This window comes from Halocola ammonii (assembly GCF_049334165.1).
Taxonomy (GTDB): domain Bacteria; phylum Bacteroidota; class Bacteroidia; order Flavobacteriales_D; family Sanyastnellaceae; genus JBEGHD01.
Genome location: NZ_JBEGHD010000007.1, coordinates 53,453 through 70,108, shown reverse-complemented (window position 1 = coordinate 70,108; position 16,656 = coordinate 53,453). Strand labels below are relative to the sequence as shown.

Sequence of the window (16,656 nt, the reverse complement as noted above, 5' to 3'; positions counted from 1 at the left end):
TTCCGAAAATTTTGTCCTTATTTTTTGATAGGGCGAAATTTTCGGAATTGCGAATGCTCAATCTTATAAAGTGAAAGAACAAAATAAATCATTATGACTTACTCAAATAAATTGCCGCAACTTATCTATAAAGGGAATGAGAACAAGAAAATGACCCTGCACTTGTTTCTACAGATTATAGGGAAAATTCGGTTAGAACTGATGCCTCGTAAAAATCATTGGTGGTACGTCACAGAGTATATTTCCCCAAAAGGGCTGACAACTGGTCCAATACCTTATAATGAGGGATTAGATAATTTTGAAATCACGCTAAATGTACACCAGCAGCAACTGGATCTAACAACCAGCCAGGGTGAGTCATCCAGTTTTTCATTGGCAGACAATATAACTGTTTCCGACTTTTACCATCAATTACAGGCTATGCTCAAGCAACATAATATTTCGGTTAGCATTCAGGACAAGCCTTTTGATTTGGATATCGAGCAAGCCTTTGGTGAAATTACAGACTATCACCATTATGATAAAGCGTATATCAAGGACCTTTGGCGCATTCTGGTTTGGGTAGATGGAGTTTTTACGGAATTTGGTGGGCGCTTTTATGGCAAAACTTGTCCTGTTCATCTTTACTGGCATTCGATGGATCTGGCAGTAACACGCTTTTCAGGTAGAAAAGCGCCCGAAATGAGCAAAGACGCACGATTATCAGACAAGGATGCCTATTCACACGAGTGTATCAGCTTTGGTTTTTGGGCAGGAGATGAAAATATGCCCGAACCCGCATTTTATTCCTACACTTATCCATCACCCCAGGGGTTAGATCAGGAAACTTTAAAGCCTTCGGCAGCAGAATGGGTGGAGAGCAATGGCAGCCCTATGGCTATACTTACCTATAATAAGCTACTGGAAACGGATGATCCACGCGCAGCATTGCTTGAATTCCTGGAATCTACCTACACGGCAGGGGCTACAAAAGCCGGTTGGGATATAGAGAAATTTAGGGTTCCGGAACTAAAAAATATTTGATATATATGAAAACAGGAAGACTGGAAGCTTTCAGCGATGGTGTATTGGCTATTATCATTACCATCATGGTACTTGAAATGAAAGTGCCGGAGGGTTCAGGTTTTGAAGCTTTAAAACCTGTCCTTCCGGAATTTCTCGCCTATGTTTTGAGCTTTATTTATCTGGGGATATACTGGAACAATCATCACCATTTGTGGCAAGCTGTGAACGAAGTAAACGGGAAAATACTGTGGGCTAATCTCAATTTGCTGTTTTGGCTCTCACTCTTCCCTTTCGTTACGGGCTGGATGGGCGAAAACCATTTTGAAACCCAACCCATCGCGCTTTATGGGGCCGTACTATTTATGGCTGCATTAGCATTTAAGATATTGATCTATTTTATCATTAAACATGAGGGCATAGATTCAAATGTAGGAAAGACCTACAGCCAAGATAAGCGACTTATAATTTCTATTTTATTGTACCTGACTGGCGTTGTTCTATCATTTATAAACCCCATAATCAGCCTTATAATATATACTGGAGTAGCATTAATTTGGATAAAGCCAGACCCAAAAATTGAAAATACATTAAAAGATTAATTCAGAAGTAGTTATAAAACAACATAAGCGAATGTAATAAAAGATCACTACCTACAACATCATATAAGCGTAATGCGGGCTGAACAACTAAAATTGAGTGCTTTTTTCCTTAAAAGCTTTAGGGTGGGTGGAAAGTTGATTGCTACAAAACCCCGTACTACGCTTATATTTGACCGTTGTGCACAAGCTAAAAATGAAACCGTTTGATAACATAAAAGGGAAAAGGATAGTCAAGATTCAAAGAATCGACAGCCAAGCGGATTATGAATTTTATTCACCCTATGCTTTGGTGTTGACATTAGAACAATTAAACGAGAAACTCATACTGACCGCAACGAATGACGGAACTTCAACTGACATCAGGCTTTCAAACGACCATGACATCGAAGGCGATTTTGGACTTGAGTTTAATGAGAGCATCTTAAATGACTTGAAACCTGATGATGAGCTAAATCAGTTTGAATATCAAAAGATTAAAGAACTGAGGGTTGCCGAATTTAATGAGCCTGAACTACAAGGAAACGGATTTATCATCAAACAGAGGAACATCGCTGGAATTGAACTTAAAGCCGAGAAGAATAAACTATTGTTCTGGAACAATCACGGTGGCTGGGTTGACATTGACGATGATGTCGATGAACTTCCAAATCCTGACAGATGGAATTGGAAATAAAAAATTAAAAAGCCTGGGCACAACAACACATCCTCCTATGTAAAGCCCTCAACTCACTCTAAAAGTAACAAATGATATTTTTCTATACTCCTCTCGCTTTATCGTTGTAGGTGTTGGCCTGTAGGACTGTAGTAAACTTCACCTGGTCCCTCAAACATCTCTGCTACTGGTGTCCTTGACTTTCATATATTTAGCTTTGTTCAACTTAAATTTAGCCCAGGTCAACGTTTATACATTGATGGTTTACGCAAAACCCTTCGGGTTTCTGCGCATGGACAGAACCGATAGTTAACAGCATTCACACACACGTTTTTGAATGAAAAACCTAAATTACCTATTCCTACTTTTGTCCTTAATTGCCGAAATATTTGGAACAATAGGAGGATTTGGTTCATCAGTATTTTTTGTTCCAATTGCAAATTTTTATTTCGACTTCGAGTCAGTTCTGGGTCTGACAGCGATTTATCACCTCTCTAGTAATTTGAGCAAGATCGTTTTGTTCAAAAAGGGAATTGACAGGAGATTACTGCTAAACATTGGTATTCCATCAGTAATATTTGTCATAATTGGTGGGCTGGCAACCAAGATATTTAATAAGTCATACCTTGAATTATTTCTAGGAGTATTTCTCGTCATTTTGGCACTCCTGTTTCTAATAAAAAAACAACTGGTGATCAACCCCAATAAGCGAAACGCTATAATCGGTGGTAGTTTGTCGGGATTTTCAGCAGGACTTTTGGGGACAGGTGGAGCGATACGAGGACTAACTATGGCCGCTTTCAATTTAGAAAAAACGGTATTTATAGCAACATCTGCATTCATTGATTTCCTGATAGATTTTTCAAGAACATTTGTATACTACTACAATGGATACATTCATAAGCACGACTTAATTTACGTACCATTCTTAATAGTTATTGGAATTGTAGGAACATCAATTGGTAAAAAAATTCTTAACTACATTCCCCAAGATAGGTTTAAGCAAATTTCTCTCGGGCTTATATTAATCATTGGATTAATAACTTTAGTAAATATCTTATTGAATAAATAGGAAATAGAAATGGAAGAGAAATTGAATAAAAACTTTGCTGAATACAAAAAGCAAATGGAATTGGGGCATGTTCCGAAAGCTTACAGGGGACTAATGGAATTTATGATGAGTTTGAGAACTCATTTCAAGTCCGTTGTTGAGAATTATACTGTTGGAAGTTTTTACCAGGGCTATATGGATATGACATATTTTCCAGTTTCCACAAATTCACTAATCCAAAAGAAACTGAAACTCGCAATAGTTTTTGACCATTCAAAAACGCAATTTGAAATTTGGTTATCAGGTCAAAATAGACAAGTTCAACATGAATACCTGAACATAATTGAGCAATCTGAATTGAAGAAAGGTTTTCTTCTTACCAAAAATCCAGACTCCATTATTGAATCAATTATTACGGGAGATCCCGATTTTAGCGATTTAGACAAATTGACGACCGAAATTGAAAATGCAGTTGAGCAATTCATAAAGGACGTAACAGAATTAATTTGAGGAGTTTTCGGTAAGAAAGAAACAGAGCAAAAAAACGAACGCCTGACAAGGTCTCCTATGTGAAGCCCTCGGCTCGGTCTAAAAGTGGTAAACAATATTTATCTATACTCTTTTACGCTGTTGGGTTATAGCCAATATTGAAAGGGCTCTAAACACTACTTTTTCAAGCATCATTGCCTTTCATATCTTTAGCTTTTTTTTAACGAAAAGTCAGTCAAGAGCAACGCTTTAACCAAAGCCAAATAATAGTGGTCAATCAAAACGAATGGATATAATCTCCCATACTTTAACCGGTGTTGCAGTCGGAACTGTTTTGGCAACGTTTTCCAACGGCTCAATGAAAGAGAAAGGCTCAATCCTATTAGCAGGAGCATCTGGAGGTGCACTACCCGATTTTGACGCTATATCCTTGTGGTCCAATTTTGATTCCACCATCGGTACTCTCTTCGATCTGGAGCATTCAGGTAAACAAATTTATTTCGGCAAATTCTGGTATTCGCATCACGCAGCCTTGCATTCGATTTTGGCACCCATCGTCTTGATTTTTTTATCAATTGTTGCAGGAGCTGTTTTCAGGAGAAACTTCAAATTATCCAAAGTGAAAGCGAATGTGTTTAAAAGAAAGTATTCCCTCTTTGCATTCTTTCTGGGATATGTATTTCACTTATTGGAAGATATGCCGACACCTTCAAGCGTATGGGGAGGAGTAAATCTATTTTTTCCTGACTCCACCTATGTGGGCGGATTTGGCAAAATCTGGTGGTGGAACAATTACGATTTAGTTCTAATCATTCTAAGTGTAATTATTCTCAACCTCCTAATAAATCTGATCCCGAAGATCTCCCATAAATTGAGAACAATTGGGAGTATTGGTGTCTTCACTCTCGGTCTAATCTTCTTTTTGTTCCAGGTCAACACCCGGCCAACAGATTTCAACTACTCAGGACATACCGCGAATTACAGTCAGCTCGAAGCAGAATCAAAACTTATTCAGAAGGAAATCCTGGGCGAAAGACTTTTTAAAATTATGACAGAAATCGATAACAGAATCCCTCTCAATTTCTGAAAGAGACAAACTAGCTGGCTAACTTGCAGACAGGAGAATGAAACAGAACAGCTTCACGATGAAAATCTCTTATCTTAGGAAATTCAACAAGGCTGACTAACTTTAGCCAGTCCGTAATCAAACAACTCGAAAACGGAATCAAATTGAAATCAGTCTTTATTTTTTTGTTGTCATTAATTATCTCAATTGGCTTGTCAGCCCAAACCAAAGAAGAGGTTGTCAAAGACTTGAAGAAAATATCCAGTACACAGGAAGCCGAAATTTACTCTGAAAATCATCCAACCTGGCTGGCACACATTTACAACATATCCAAGAGTGATTCATTGAGGTATTCAAAGGTTCTTGACATGGAAATTGGCGAAGTCTTCCTATACCATGACAATCATCGAGATATGGATTTTGCCGGGAAAGTATTAAGTCGAAATCGTGAAACAGTCTTTGACATCCAATACATATACCTGGATGGTCACAAGTTGGACTCTGCGAGCATCGATTCGATTCGTACCGAGATCATCAAGAAATTCAAATCGGGCACCTCGTTCGACTCCCTTGTTCGTGAATATAGTATCATGCGTGACAAGCACAATGGAAAACTACTGGAAGTTAGACCAAACATGCTCGTTGAGGATTTTGACCAGGCTTGCAGAGAACATGAAACTGGTGACGTTTTCACAATTGACATCCCAGAAAACAACTGGTACCATGTAGTTCTTATTTTAAGGAAAGAGTATGAGATTATAATCACAAAATTTTTAAGCGTAAAGTATACTCCACTTTAAGGCTGAAACTCCCCACAGTTCCAATTGACTCAGAGTAATCAAACCTGAAAATTTGCCAACCCAACTATCAAACATAATCTCAATCTCCAGAGGACCGCAATTTAGAGGAGGAAAATCAGCACCGCTGTTTATCGTTTTCATGATACTATTGGTAATCATCTTAGCATTTGCCTTTGTCGTGAATTTCTTTGTCCTCCCTGTACTCTCACCTTTTCTTGCGGTTTTCATTTTGTTTATCATCGACATTCAAGGCATTCAAATTGACAGAAAGCAAAACAAAATCAGAAACTACAAACTGCGACTGTGGGGGAAAACAGGAGAATGGATCGACTTTGACACCCTTGATCGCATTGTGCTGGATTTGGAATCTTACCAGATTAAAGTCGTGTCGTTCTATCAGAGAGGGCGAAACACAGAAAATCACCGCAGGTTTATGGTGAGCCTGGAAAGTGAAAAAGACAGCAGTGCAAACTTTTTGGTTTATGAAAGCCCGAATTACAATGACTCAAAAAGCTTTGCCCTCAAGTTCTCTGAGAAATTAGATCTTCCACTTGACGATCGGTTTAGCCAAAGGCTGCGAGAAAGCAGAAGGCGAAGAAAAAGATAGACTTCAAGTGATATACCTTTGTAGTTCTTCAAGTAAGCTTAATGAATCAGACCTCTCGATTTCTTTAATTTTGATCCCGATGAAAAGACTTATCTCTCACAGATCTACAAGTGATTTTTCACTTCGCGCCTTGTTTAAGTCCGCACTGGCTCTAGCTTTCGTGACTTTAACCTACTCTACTTTTGCCCAGCAGAAATACGAAAAAGAAGTGCGAATCGAAGAAAGTGAAGTGCCCGAAGATGCACTGGAGCTTGTCAACTCCATGAAGATCTCCTCGAAGATTAAGTGGTACAAGGAGTACGGGTTAGATCGTACTTCTTTTGAAGCGAAAACCAAATTCAAGGGCGAGCGCCTGAGCATTGAGTTTTCTGAAGACGGCACTTTCGAGGACCTGGAAATCCAAAAGGAAATGAACCTCGTTGAGGCCGAAGCCCTCGAAGAAATCGAAGAATTTTTGGAAGAGGAATTAGAAAAGTACTCCGTCAAAAAAATCCAGTTTCAGTATCTGGGTGAGACGGATGACGTTCTGGAGTTCTTTCTCCAAGAGGAAACGGACGATGTGGAGTTGAACTACGAGATCGTGCTCTCCACTAAGGTTGATGGTTCGTTCATCATGTTTGAGTATTTGTTTGATGAAGAAGGTGATTTTATCCGCAAGTCGAAAATTATCCTGAAAATGTCGGACAACATCGAGTACTAATTTGAAGAAAGTAGCGCCTTGAAGATTCATCGATTTCTCTTTCTGTTTTCCTTGCTCCTTCCCTTTTTGGCTCAATCGCAGAGCAGCGATCAGGCGGGCATCTTGCCATCGATCAACATCAACAAAAAGCTGCCGAAAGACTGGTCGGTCAACTTCAAAACCGAATCCAGGCAGTCGCTTTTTCAGGAAGAGTTTAATTACGACTATCTGCTTACGGACATCTCACTTGCCGGGGCTAAGAAAATTGGGATCAACACTACCGTTGCTGCAGGTTACCTCTTGCGAGTAACGGATAGTGGCATCGTAAACAGGACCATTCAGCAGCTGAGCTCCGTAAAACGCTATCCGGCTTTTCGAGTGGCTCACAGAATTTCGACTGATCAGACTTTCGAAGAAAACGATGACACCGAGTTTCGTTTTCGTTATCGGGCTTCTGCAGAAATTCCGCTCAACGGGGAGTCTCTGGATCCAGGGGAATATTTCCTAAAAATCAACAACGAATACCTCAACTCTTTTCAGGGAAATGACTACGACCTCGAGATAAGAGGCGTTGGACTCCTCGGTTTTGCTGTGTCCGCCAAAAGCAAGCTTGAATGCGGTCTGGACTACAGGTTGGATTCATTTCTCAACTCTGCCCCCCGGCATCGCTACTGGCTCAGCCTCAATTTCTATCAGTCGATTTAGAAAAGGTTAGTCCACTCCTGACACACGGTTGTCACTGTCCACTCTTATACTTGCGGTGTTAAAATTTATATTTATGACATTTCATATCCAAACAGATCCAAAAGTCAATAAAGTGTTTTCAAATTACCCTGACTTTGTGCGCGAGCAAATGTCATTTTTGAAAGATCTAATTATAAGTACAGCTCGAGAAACAAAGGGTGTTGAGGAGTTGGAGATCACTTTGAAATGGGGCGAACCGAGTTTTGTCACGAAGCATGGCAGCACTCTTCGGATGGATTGGAAAGAAAAATCACCTGACCACTACTTTTTGTTTTTTCAATGCAACAGCCGGCTGGTTGACACTTTTAGATTGGTTTTCGATGACTCACTTCAGTTTGAAGGTAAACGAGCAATTGTGTTGCACCTGGACCAAAAGCTGCCGGTAGAAGAGTTGAGGCAGTGCATCAAAGCAGCGTTGACCTACCATCAGGTCAAACACCTTCAGACGCTGGGTATTTGAAGGACACCTTCTGGAGGACATCACACAGCTAAGCATCTGAAAATTTCTCAGGTTCAACAAACTAACTTCGAGATGAAAGCGTTTCGGTGACAGATTCATACCACCTTCAACCAAAACCACAATGAAAAACTTCAAAAGTTTTCTACTCGAAATTCCAGAGTTCCTTTTGATCGGGGCTGTCATTTTTTACTGGATGTCCACTGCCGTTGTGTTCAATTTTATAGCCATTGTATTGCTGTTGATCCTGGCATTACAAATCATTTTTAAGTTCCGAATTCTCGGTTTGATCATCCCTGGCGTTTTGATTTTGGCCAGTCTCTACATGCTGATGGCCATGGCCTCTGAGTTGCGGGAGTTCCCGGAATTCAATGCCGATGCGCAGAACCTGCTTTTCGTTGGCCTCTCCTACTTTCTCGGAACTATTGCTGTTTCGGGGCTAATGATTTATAAATATGTGAAGTTGATCGATCGGAAGGAGAATCCACTTAGGACAGACTATTAGTAACTATTGAAATTGAATTCACGTCAGTTCAACTAGGTCCTTGGAGCCTATAGCTTTATCGATCCTCAGAGCCCGATTATCGGCCACTGAGGATTTTTGAGCTTCCAAGATTTCGTTAATTTTACTCTCGTTATTTCTAATGGGGAGTGAACCAAATTGGATTCGATGGAGTCAATGAAAGTACACAACACCTCAATCAGATGATCCCTATCCACGATTTTGTTTCGAAAGACATTCAGTCAATCAGGGTGGTAAAGCTCGATGCACTGACGCATTACGATACGACAGAACCACATCGACACAATTACTTTGAAATTTTCATTTTTGATAAAGGTAAAGGTACTCACGATATCGACTTTCAATCTTTTCCTATTGATTCAGCTAGCCTGCACATTGTGGCTCCTGGACAGGTGCACCAGGTAAAACGCGAGCTCGACACCAATGGCTTTGTTATATTATTTGATTTCTCAGCTATTGAACGCAACACCGCAGCTTCCGACTTTTTGTACGACCACCTTTGTTTTGATGTGAATGAGTTGCATCCGATTTACAAATTTCAAGGCGATTCTGCTGCAGATATAATTCGCACAGCCAACACGCTTTGGCAAGATTATAACTCAGATAACAACCTGCGCGAAGAGTTTCTCAAAAATCATTTGAACCTGCTGTGCATTTCGTGTTTGAGAAAAATTCATGAAAAGAAGCCGAAAAGCTCTCTCCCAAATGAAACTTACCGCGAATTCCGGAGACTTTTAAGAAGTAATTTCAAGGTCATAAAAAAAGTAAACGAATACGCATCTGCGCTGAACATTTCTGAAAAGAAGCTCAATGATATTGTAAGTTCCAGAACGGGCCTTACTTGCAGTAACCTCATCTATAAGCAAATCACGCTGGAAGCTAAGCGACTTTTAAATTCAGAATTGTCAGCAAAAGAGGTAGCCTATGAACTTAATTTTGAGGACCCTTCTCACTTTAGCAAATTTTTCAAAAGCCAAACGGGAAGCAGCCCATCAGAATACCAAAATATACAAGGATAGATCGTAATTGTACATTTTCTTGCTGAAAGTATCAGCCTACCTTTGCGTAAAAAAGGACTATGAAACTTCTGCTTACCATTTTGACTCTTTTAATTTCATTTGGCCTCTCGGCTCAATCCCTATGTTTCTACAATCCAAATGAGGGGGCTATTTATCATAATGGTTCATCGGGTGCCATATATGATGTAACATATGGGGATTTTAATTCTGATGACCATGTGGATATTGTTACTGCCAACAGTGAAGCAGCCAATATTTCCTTTATTCCGGGCTACGGAGACGGATCATTAGGTAGTGCCGATACGATAAGTTTGTCAGGCATATTATTCTGTATAGCCTCTGCAGACCTGGATGGAGATGGTCAACTGGATATTGTTACCGCAAACAACACAACCGCCTTTGTGCTATTAGGAAATGGAGATGGCACGTTTCAACCAGCCGACTCCTATGAAGCTGGAGGTAGCCCGTCCAGGGTATACTGTAAAGACATTAACAACGACAATATTCCTGATATTGTAGAAGCATGTGGAGATGGAATTTTTGTTTTACTGGGATCAGGAGATGGTTCTTTTGCGCCCGCAACAGGTTATTTATCAGGATTGGCAGCTAATGATGTAGCCATTGCCGATTTTGATAATGATTCAGTACTGGACATTGTTTCCACAACGCACTTAACCCTTACCAATTCCGAATTATCGTTTTTGAAAGGTAACGGAGACGGAACCTTCGCCCCATCGTCTTCTATCTTATCAATCACATATCCTGATAACTTCATCGCAGGCATTACTTCCATGGATATTGATGGTGATGGTCATGCAGATTTAATGGTAGCCAATAGCGGCAATTCAATCAAAAGAGTAGAAATCTATTTCGGTAATGGAAATGGAACTTTCGGTGACCCGGTTTTTTATTCAACACACAGCAGGCCATTTTATATATATCTTACGGATGCTGACAATGATTTAATTGAAGACATTGTAGTAGAGGAAGGGAATGGTTTCACAGTACTTACAGGAAATAGCGATGGCACCTTTGATCCTTATGAACATTTTCCGTCAGTGAGTACTCCAAACTCTCTTGCGATAGAAGATTTTAATGAAGACGGACAAATGGATATTATTAGTCCCTCTGCATATTTTGGCTCACCGCTGATTGCCGTAAATCTAAATTGCAGCGAAACCACAGGAGTTGACAGCCATTTTCAAGACGAAAATGAGTCAGTGACCATTTTTCCCAATCCTTTTAGTACGCATACCAACATTGAATTTTCGAACTCCATAAATGATGGTGAAGTAGAATTATACATCTATGATGTTGAAGGAAGAAAGGCTAGAGTGTTAAAGCATTTTTCGGGACGAAAAGTTGAACTGAGTCGGGATAACTTGCCAGGTGGAATTTACTTTATACAATTAATGCAAAACAATAAAACCATTGCAACAGAAAAGTTAATTATAATGGACTGAAAAAGTACTAGAAGACATTGATTATTAATACCTTTCTACTTATTCAAGAACCGCACGAATAATTCTAGTGGAAGGGAATTAAAATCGACAAAAAAGCTTCGGATTTTTTTTATAAAGCCACCTGTGGTTCGATGTACAGGAGTTGAATTCGGTTTACAAATTTCTCAAAAATCATTTCAACTTGTTGTGCATTTCGGGCGTGCAAGATTCGTGGAAAGAAACCAAATTGGTAGCGGACGATTAGAACTCCTAAAAGTACTAGTATAGATCGCAATTGTACATTTTGCGTGAAGCTGATTCAAGCTACATTTGAATCAAAACATTAGTTATGAAATTGCTTATCACCACATTATCGCTAATCATCTCAATCTATTCAATTGCACAAGATCCTTGGATAGAAATTCCAACCAACACGACCAAACAACTGAACACGATTTCATTTGGCAGCTCTTCCGTGGGCTATATCGGTGGCAATGACAGCCTACTTCTCAAAACCACAGATGGCGGTCAAACCTGGTCTGAGATAAACTTCAGCGGTGTTGACTTGTCAATTTCTTCATCGAGCATCACCAACCTCCAATTTATTGATGAGCAGGTAGGCTTCATGATTACAGGACCTAATAATGGCTTCTACAAAACAGAAGATGGCGGACTCACCTGGAGTCAACAAACTTTTGCCGGTAACATGTGTTTCAGTCAAGGTCTATTTTTCTGGAATGAAAACAACGGCATTGTCGGTGGATCAGGTTGCTTCCAGGGAGAGCACATCGAGGTGTACAACGGTGGTGAGTTCACTGTTGCCAACATAAGCACTCCTTCTTGGCTTGCGGAGGATTTGGTCATCGACATCGATTTTTTTGATCAGAACTTCGGCCTTGCCGTTAGTCCAAGCCGATTTTTGAGAACTAGTGATGGCGGCCAAAACTGGGACACTATCCCATCAATTACCACTAATCAGCTCACCTCCATCGAAGTGGTAAACGATACATTAGCATATGCCGGATACATTGATGATCAAAGCTCTGGGTTTGGACTGCTCGTAACCCACGATGGTGGACTCACCTGGGGAACGGTATCTCAAATGGCAACATTTGCCTATCCTGATTATAATGACGTCCACGAAACCTCGAATGGTTATTTAATCGCAGTAGGAAAAACGGATTTTGGAAATCAGGGAATGATCTTCGATAACTCTGGTGAGGGCTGGTGGTTTGAGTACACAGACCAATCTTTAAATGCAATCGACAGCTATGGCGACAGCACTGTTTTTGCAGTAGGTGACAGCGGACTTGTAGTAACAAATGCCGATTTCGGAATCAATGTCAATGAAATCCAGTTTGAAGAACTACAATTAACTGTTTATCCGAATCCGGCAAGCATCACACTCACGATTGAATTCGAATCTACAGAAAAAGGAAAATACGAGTTAATTGACCTTACTGGAAGAACCATCTCTAGTGGCCGAGTGAAAAATGAATCTGAAACTATCGAGCTATCTGAACTCCCAAACGGAACCTACATTCTTCGTGTAAAAGCCGGAGAAAGACTTTCGACTCAGAAAGTGATCGTTCAGAAATAGAAAGTCGTAGCCCACTTCTTTTTAGAGCCCTTTTGGTGAGAGTCGGAGGGGCGTTTCTTTTTGTCTACATCTGGTCCTTTAAATTTTCATTTTCTTTGTCGGAAACTTAACCTCACTATCATCGTGGAAGAACAAATTTTAGATCAGCAGCAATCGGCAAATGAAACCGCTAACAGAAAAGAATTACTTCCTATTTGGATTAAAGTTTTCAGTTGGATTTTTCTCGTACTTGGTGCATTTGTGCCGGTAGCAGTAGTTTTCGGCATTCTCGGTTATTCTTTTAGCCTCTCCATTTATGGACTTGAAACAATATCACCCTTCTCTTTAGATGGATTGATGATCATGGCCTTGATGAGCTTCAAAGCTTTTGTAGCATTGGGACTGATTACAAAAAAAGACTGGGCTGTGAACCTGGCTCTGATTGATGGCGCTGTCGGAATTTTATTCTGTGGATTTATGATGCTGGTTTATCCATTTTTACTGAACAATGGTTTAAGTTTTAATATAAGACTCGAGTTAGTCGCCCTTATCCCTTACTTCATCAAAATGAAATCCATAAGAAAGAAGTGGCAAGAAGCTTAAAACACAGCATTATTTGAGTAAACTCTTATCTTTATACTCAAACCCTTAACTACCACTCTCTTTCATGACTCAAATTGAGAAGCTCCAGAGATTAGACAATTCCAGACTTGTCGATGTTGTGAGAAACTACCGTCAATATGGATACGATGAAGATTTACGAATGGCAGCTCTCAAACTATTGGAAGAGCGCGGTATTCCACAGTCAGAACTTGAAATTACAGGAAAGCTTGAAAATCGAACATACGATGATGCTGAGTTTCACTTCGAATCTTTCAAACAAAACTCAAAAAAAGCATTTGTCTGCTACCTGCTCTTTTTCTTATTCCTTGTTCTTCCGCCAATTGCAACAACAGGGACATTGGGTAGTTACTTGATTGTAACATTGGCTACAGTGGCTCTTTTTATTGCTTTTGTCATTTTCCTGATTCGAGCATTTATCAACCAAAGTGATTTTTACAAGGAGCTGGGACAAAACTATGGCTCAGAAGGCGCAATCGTATATTTACTCCTTGGACTTCCTTTGTATTTCTTCATGTACTTTGTTTTTCGCAATCAGATGAAAGAGAAATTAGCGGAAATTCAATAACCAAAAATAAGCCCAATGAAAAAAATAATTACCACTATTGCCTTTAGCTTTCTGGCTCTGATATGCTTTAGTCAGGTTTCTAACAATACAGTGATGGTGAGGGTTGTGGAAACATGGAGAGCAGTGAGTGCAGGTACTTTTCAGAGAATTGATTCAGAAATCGTTATCTCCTTTCCTAATGGTGAGAATGAAGTTGTGGAACTGGATAGAGAAGCCATCAAGAACTTCCATTCAAACACCAAAAAAATCCATGAAACATTAGACCCGTTCTTTTCTGACGGGTATGAACTGTTAAGTGAACAAAGTGCAGGTGGTGAATACTGGAGCACTCAAACCTGGATTTTCAGGAAAATCGAAACTAAATGATTTTACACTAAACCATATGGAAAGCACTGAAACATTCTACCCCGGGGTATCTGACAGAGTGAAAGCTGTATTCACTGATAGCTTTATGGTAGTTCTTATGATAATCGCAACTACTCTTTTATTTGAGGCTTTTGAAATTGAGACTGTTAAACCAAGAATCTACGCATTAGTCTTCATTTTCTTCTTGTATGATCCGATCTTCACTTCGCTCTTTGGAGGCACGATCGGCCACATGACCATGAAAATCCGTGTCAAGCGACTCAACAATCAAAACAAAAACATCATCTTCCCTCTTGCCCTGATTCGATTTCTCGTCAAAACACTTTTAGGAATTGTTTCACTCTTAACCGTGTCGGGAAATAAGAAAGCAAGAGCTATTCACGACATGGCTTCAGGCTCTGTAGTGGTTTATAAGGAGTGACACCTGATGAAATGTGAGTTAAACGCGAAGCCTCTGCGCGAGCAATTGCTGGAGAAGTGATTAAAAATCTATTCCATTGTGCTTGGAACCTTGACAGGAGATAAATAATACCTTGCACAAAACACCTAAAGAGACATAGCACTGTGAAAGAAAGAATAATAGAATGCCTCAATCAAATAGAATCTGATAGGAACATAAAAATCCTTCTCGCTTGCGAGACAGGTTCCAGGGCATGGGGCTTTCCGTCACCCGACAGCGACTACGACATCAGAATGGTTTATGTCCATGAACCTGAGTGGTACTTATCTTTGAACGAGAGAAAGGACACAATTGAAATGATGCTCGATGACAACAACCTGGACATATCAGGGTGGGATCTTCGAAAATCACTTCGACTTCTCTGGAAATCCAACCCACCATTTCTGGAAAGAATTCAGTCTCCGATACTTTATAAGTATGATAAACAGTTTTCGAAAGAGGTAAACTCGCTTGCTGATGAATTCTATTCTCCAATTGCGACTCTTCACCACTACTTGAACATTGCAAAAAAGAGCTATGAGGCTGTGGCTGAAAATGACACCTATAAACTCAAAACATTCTTTTATGGTTTGAGAACTGCGTTGGCATGCCAATGGATTTTGGAGAAATCCGAAATTCCACCGATAGAATTTCAGAAAATTCTCGATGGTATTCAGTTAGAATCAAACCTCAAAAAAAAGATCGAAGATCTCATACAGCTTAAGTCCACAAGGAACGAAAGCTACTTCCACTCTGGTGAGAAGGACATTCTAACCCTGATGAAAGAAACTATTGATCGAGCAGATCAGAAAAGAAAAGATCTTTCTGCATCCCAAGGGGACATGAAAGACCTGGACCACTTTTTCAGAAAATGGCTAAAAAAATAAAGATGACTATCGATGATCTGAAGAAGAAGGACCTGATTGTATTGCAGTGTATAAGCGGAAGTAGAGCATACGGTTTGGACACACCTCAATCTGACACCGATATCAAAGGAGTTTTCATACTGCCAGAGAAAGAGTTTTATGGATTGAATAGCATCCGCCAGGTCAGCAATTCCACTAACGATATCACGTACTATGAACTGGGCAGATTTTTTGAGCTCCTGGCAGTCAATAATCCTAATATATTGGAACTGCTGAACACTCCAAAAGATTCAATTCTATTAAAACACCCTCTTCTGACGAGTCTCAATCCCAAGACATTTCTATCTAAACTTTGCAAGGATACGTTCGGGAAATTCGCCTTGTCTCAGATTAAAAAGGCACGTGGGCTGAACAAAAAAATTGTAAACCCTGTCGACAAGGAACGAAAATCTATTTTGGAGTTCTGTTATGTTGACTATTTGAATGGATCCCTTCCACTTAGCAGTTTCCTGGAAATGAAGAATTGGGACCAGAGTGATTGTGGATTAGTAAATATTCCAAACATGAAAAATATCTTTGGACTCTACCACGATCCAAAGGAAAACTATAAGGGCATAATTTCATCTGAGAAATCTAATGAAGTAAGCTTAAGCTCCATTTCGAAATCTGCAAATCAAGAATGTTTACTTTACTTCAACAAAGATGGTTATTCCAGTTACTGCAAAAAGTACCGCGAATATTGGCAATGGGTAAAAGAACGAAATGATGCCCGTTTCGAAACTACTAAGAGTCATGGCAAGAATTATGATTCCAAAAACATGATGCACGTTTTTCGTCTGTTGGAAATGGCTACGGAAATTGCCATTACTGGTGAAATAAACGTGAGACGCCCAAACCGAGATTTTTTGCTAAGTATAAAATCGGGAAGTTTTGAATATGAAGAGTTACTAGACATGGCCGAAGAGAGGAAATTAGAAATGGAAAGAGCTTTTGAATTGTCATCTCTACCGGAAGAACCTGACCAAATTCAAATCAATGAATTACTTTTCCATCTTAGAAAGAACTTCTATAAAAGTTAAAGGCC

General features: G+C 39.8%; 21 protein-coding genes. All 21 read left to right on the top strand.

Going from position 1 to position 16,656, the window contains the following annotated elements:
• Nucleotides 1–93 precede the first annotated feature (93 nt).
• The 21 genes from ABHV44_RS08605 to ABHV44_RS08505 all read left to right on the top strand — a co-directional run bounded on the left by ABHV44_RS08605 (nucleotide 94) and on the right by ABHV44_RS08505 (nucleotide 16,651).
• Nucleotides 94–1,023, top strand: a complete 930-nt coding sequence (locus ABHV44_RS08605; protein ID WP_459074270.1) for a DUF5996 family protein — start codon at nucleotides 94–96, stop codon at nucleotides 1,021–1,023.
• A gap of 5 nt (nucleotides 1,024–1,028) precedes the next feature.
• A complete protein-coding gene (locus ABHV44_RS08600) occupies nucleotides 1,029–1,604 on the top strand; it encodes a TMEM175 family protein (RefSeq protein ID WP_459074269.1) in 576 nt (191 codons plus the stop codon).
• A 193-nt stretch (nucleotides 1,605–1,797) separates the two neighbouring features.
• Nucleotides 1,798–2,277 carry a hypothetical protein gene (locus ABHV44_RS08595; RefSeq protein WP_459074268.1) on the top strand — a complete coding sequence of 160 codons (480 nt, stop codon included), beginning with the start codon at nucleotides 1,798–1,800 and terminating at the stop codon, nucleotides 2,275–2,277.
• 316 nt (nucleotides 2,278–2,593) lie between these two features.
• Complete coding sequence (locus tag ABHV44_RS08590; RefSeq protein WP_459074267.1) at nucleotides 2,594–3,328, top strand: sulfite exporter TauE/SafE family protein; 735 nt, start codon at nucleotides 2,594–2,596, stop codon at nucleotides 3,326–3,328.
• Between the two features lie 9 nt (nucleotides 3,329–3,337).
• Entirely contained in the window at nucleotides 3,338–3,817 is a 480-nt protein-coding gene (locus ABHV44_RS08585; RefSeq protein ID WP_459074266.1) for a DUF7000 family protein, read from the top strand.
• Nucleotides 3,818–4,082: 265 nt separating this feature from the next.
• Nucleotides 4,083–4,883, top strand: coding sequence for a metal-dependent hydrolase (locus tag ABHV44_RS08580; RefSeq protein WP_459074265.1), 801 nt, complete (start codon nucleotides 4,083–4,085; stop codon nucleotides 4,881–4,883).
• Between the two features lie 227 nt (nucleotides 4,884–5,110).
• On the top strand, nucleotides 5,111–5,662 hold the full coding sequence (locus ABHV44_RS08575; protein ID WP_459074264.1) for a peptidylprolyl isomerase: 552 nt from the start codon (nucleotides 5,111–5,113) through the stop codon (nucleotides 5,660–5,662).
• Nucleotides 5,663–5,714: 52 nt separating this feature from the next.
• Nucleotides 5,715–6,269 carry a hypothetical protein gene (locus ABHV44_RS08570; RefSeq protein WP_459074263.1) on the top strand — a complete coding sequence of 185 codons (555 nt, stop codon included), beginning with the start codon at nucleotides 5,715–5,717 and terminating at the stop codon, nucleotides 6,267–6,269.
• 79 nt (nucleotides 6,270–6,348) lie between these two features.
• Nucleotides 6,349–6,969, top strand: coding sequence for a hypothetical protein (locus ABHV44_RS08565; RefSeq protein ID WP_459074262.1), 621 nt, complete (start codon nucleotides 6,349–6,351; stop codon nucleotides 6,967–6,969).
• 18 nt (nucleotides 6,970–6,987) lie between these two features.
• A complete protein-coding gene (locus ABHV44_RS08560) occupies nucleotides 6,988–7,653 on the top strand; it encodes a DUF2490 domain-containing protein (RefSeq protein WP_459074261.1) in 666 nt (221 codons plus the stop codon).
• 73 nt (nucleotides 7,654–7,726) lie between these two features.
• Nucleotides 7,727–8,152 carry a DUF1801 domain-containing protein gene (locus ABHV44_RS08555; RefSeq protein ID WP_459074260.1) on the top strand — a complete coding sequence of 142 codons (426 nt, stop codon included), beginning with the start codon at nucleotides 7,727–7,729 and terminating at the stop codon, nucleotides 8,150–8,152.
• Between the two features lie 121 nt (nucleotides 8,153–8,273).
• Nucleotides 8,274–8,654 carry a hypothetical protein gene (locus ABHV44_RS08550; RefSeq protein WP_459074259.1) on the top strand — a complete coding sequence of 127 codons (381 nt, stop codon included), beginning with the start codon at nucleotides 8,274–8,276 and terminating at the stop codon, nucleotides 8,652–8,654.
• A gap of 200 nt (nucleotides 8,655–8,854) precedes the next feature.
• On the top strand, nucleotides 8,855–9,691 hold the full coding sequence (locus tag ABHV44_RS08545) for an AraC family transcriptional regulator (protein WP_459074258.1): 837 nt from the start codon (nucleotides 8,855–8,857) through the stop codon (nucleotides 9,689–9,691).
• A gap of 59 nt (nucleotides 9,692–9,750) precedes the next feature.
• A complete protein-coding gene (locus ABHV44_RS08540; protein ID WP_459074257.1) occupies nucleotides 9,751–11,154 on the top strand; it encodes a T9SS type A sorting domain-containing protein in 1,404 nt (467 codons plus the stop codon).
• Nucleotides 11,155–11,482: 328 nt separating this feature from the next.
• Nucleotides 11,483–12,733: a T9SS type A sorting domain-containing protein gene (locus ABHV44_RS08535; RefSeq protein ID WP_459074256.1), complete on the top strand. Its 1,251-nt coding sequence runs from the start codon at nucleotides 11,483–11,485 to the stop codon at nucleotides 12,731–12,733.
• 123 nt (nucleotides 12,734–12,856) lie between these two features.
• Nucleotides 12,857–13,315, top strand: coding sequence for a hypothetical protein (locus tag ABHV44_RS08530; RefSeq protein WP_459074255.1), 459 nt, complete (start codon nucleotides 12,857–12,859; stop codon nucleotides 13,313–13,315).
• A 64-nt stretch (nucleotides 13,316–13,379) separates the two neighbouring features.
• Nucleotides 13,380–13,901, top strand: coding sequence for a hypothetical protein (locus ABHV44_RS08525; protein ID WP_459074254.1), 522 nt, complete (start codon nucleotides 13,380–13,382; stop codon nucleotides 13,899–13,901).
• 15 nt (nucleotides 13,902–13,916) lie between these two features.
• On the top strand, nucleotides 13,917–14,267 hold the full coding sequence (locus ABHV44_RS08520) for a hypothetical protein (RefSeq protein WP_459074253.1): 351 nt from the start codon (nucleotides 13,917–13,919) through the stop codon (nucleotides 14,265–14,267).
• Between the two features lie 16 nt (nucleotides 14,268–14,283).
• Nucleotides 14,284–14,688, top strand: coding sequence for an RDD family protein (locus tag ABHV44_RS08515; protein ID WP_459074252.1), 405 nt, complete (start codon nucleotides 14,284–14,286; stop codon nucleotides 14,686–14,688).
• A gap of 143 nt (nucleotides 14,689–14,831) precedes the next feature.
• Complete coding sequence (locus ABHV44_RS08510; RefSeq protein ID WP_459074251.1) at nucleotides 14,832–15,593, top strand: nucleotidyltransferase domain-containing protein; 762 nt, start codon at nucleotides 14,832–14,834, stop codon at nucleotides 15,591–15,593.
• Nucleotides 15,578–16,651 carry a DNA polymerase beta superfamily protein gene (locus tag ABHV44_RS08505; protein ID WP_459074250.1) on the top strand — a complete coding sequence of 358 codons (1,074 nt, stop codon included), beginning with the start codon at nucleotides 15,578–15,580 and terminating at the stop codon, nucleotides 16,649–16,651. Before ABHV44_RS08510 ends, ABHV44_RS08505 begins: the two co-directional genes overlap by 16 nt.
• The last annotated feature ends 5 nt before the right edge of the window (nucleotides 16,652–16,656 follow it).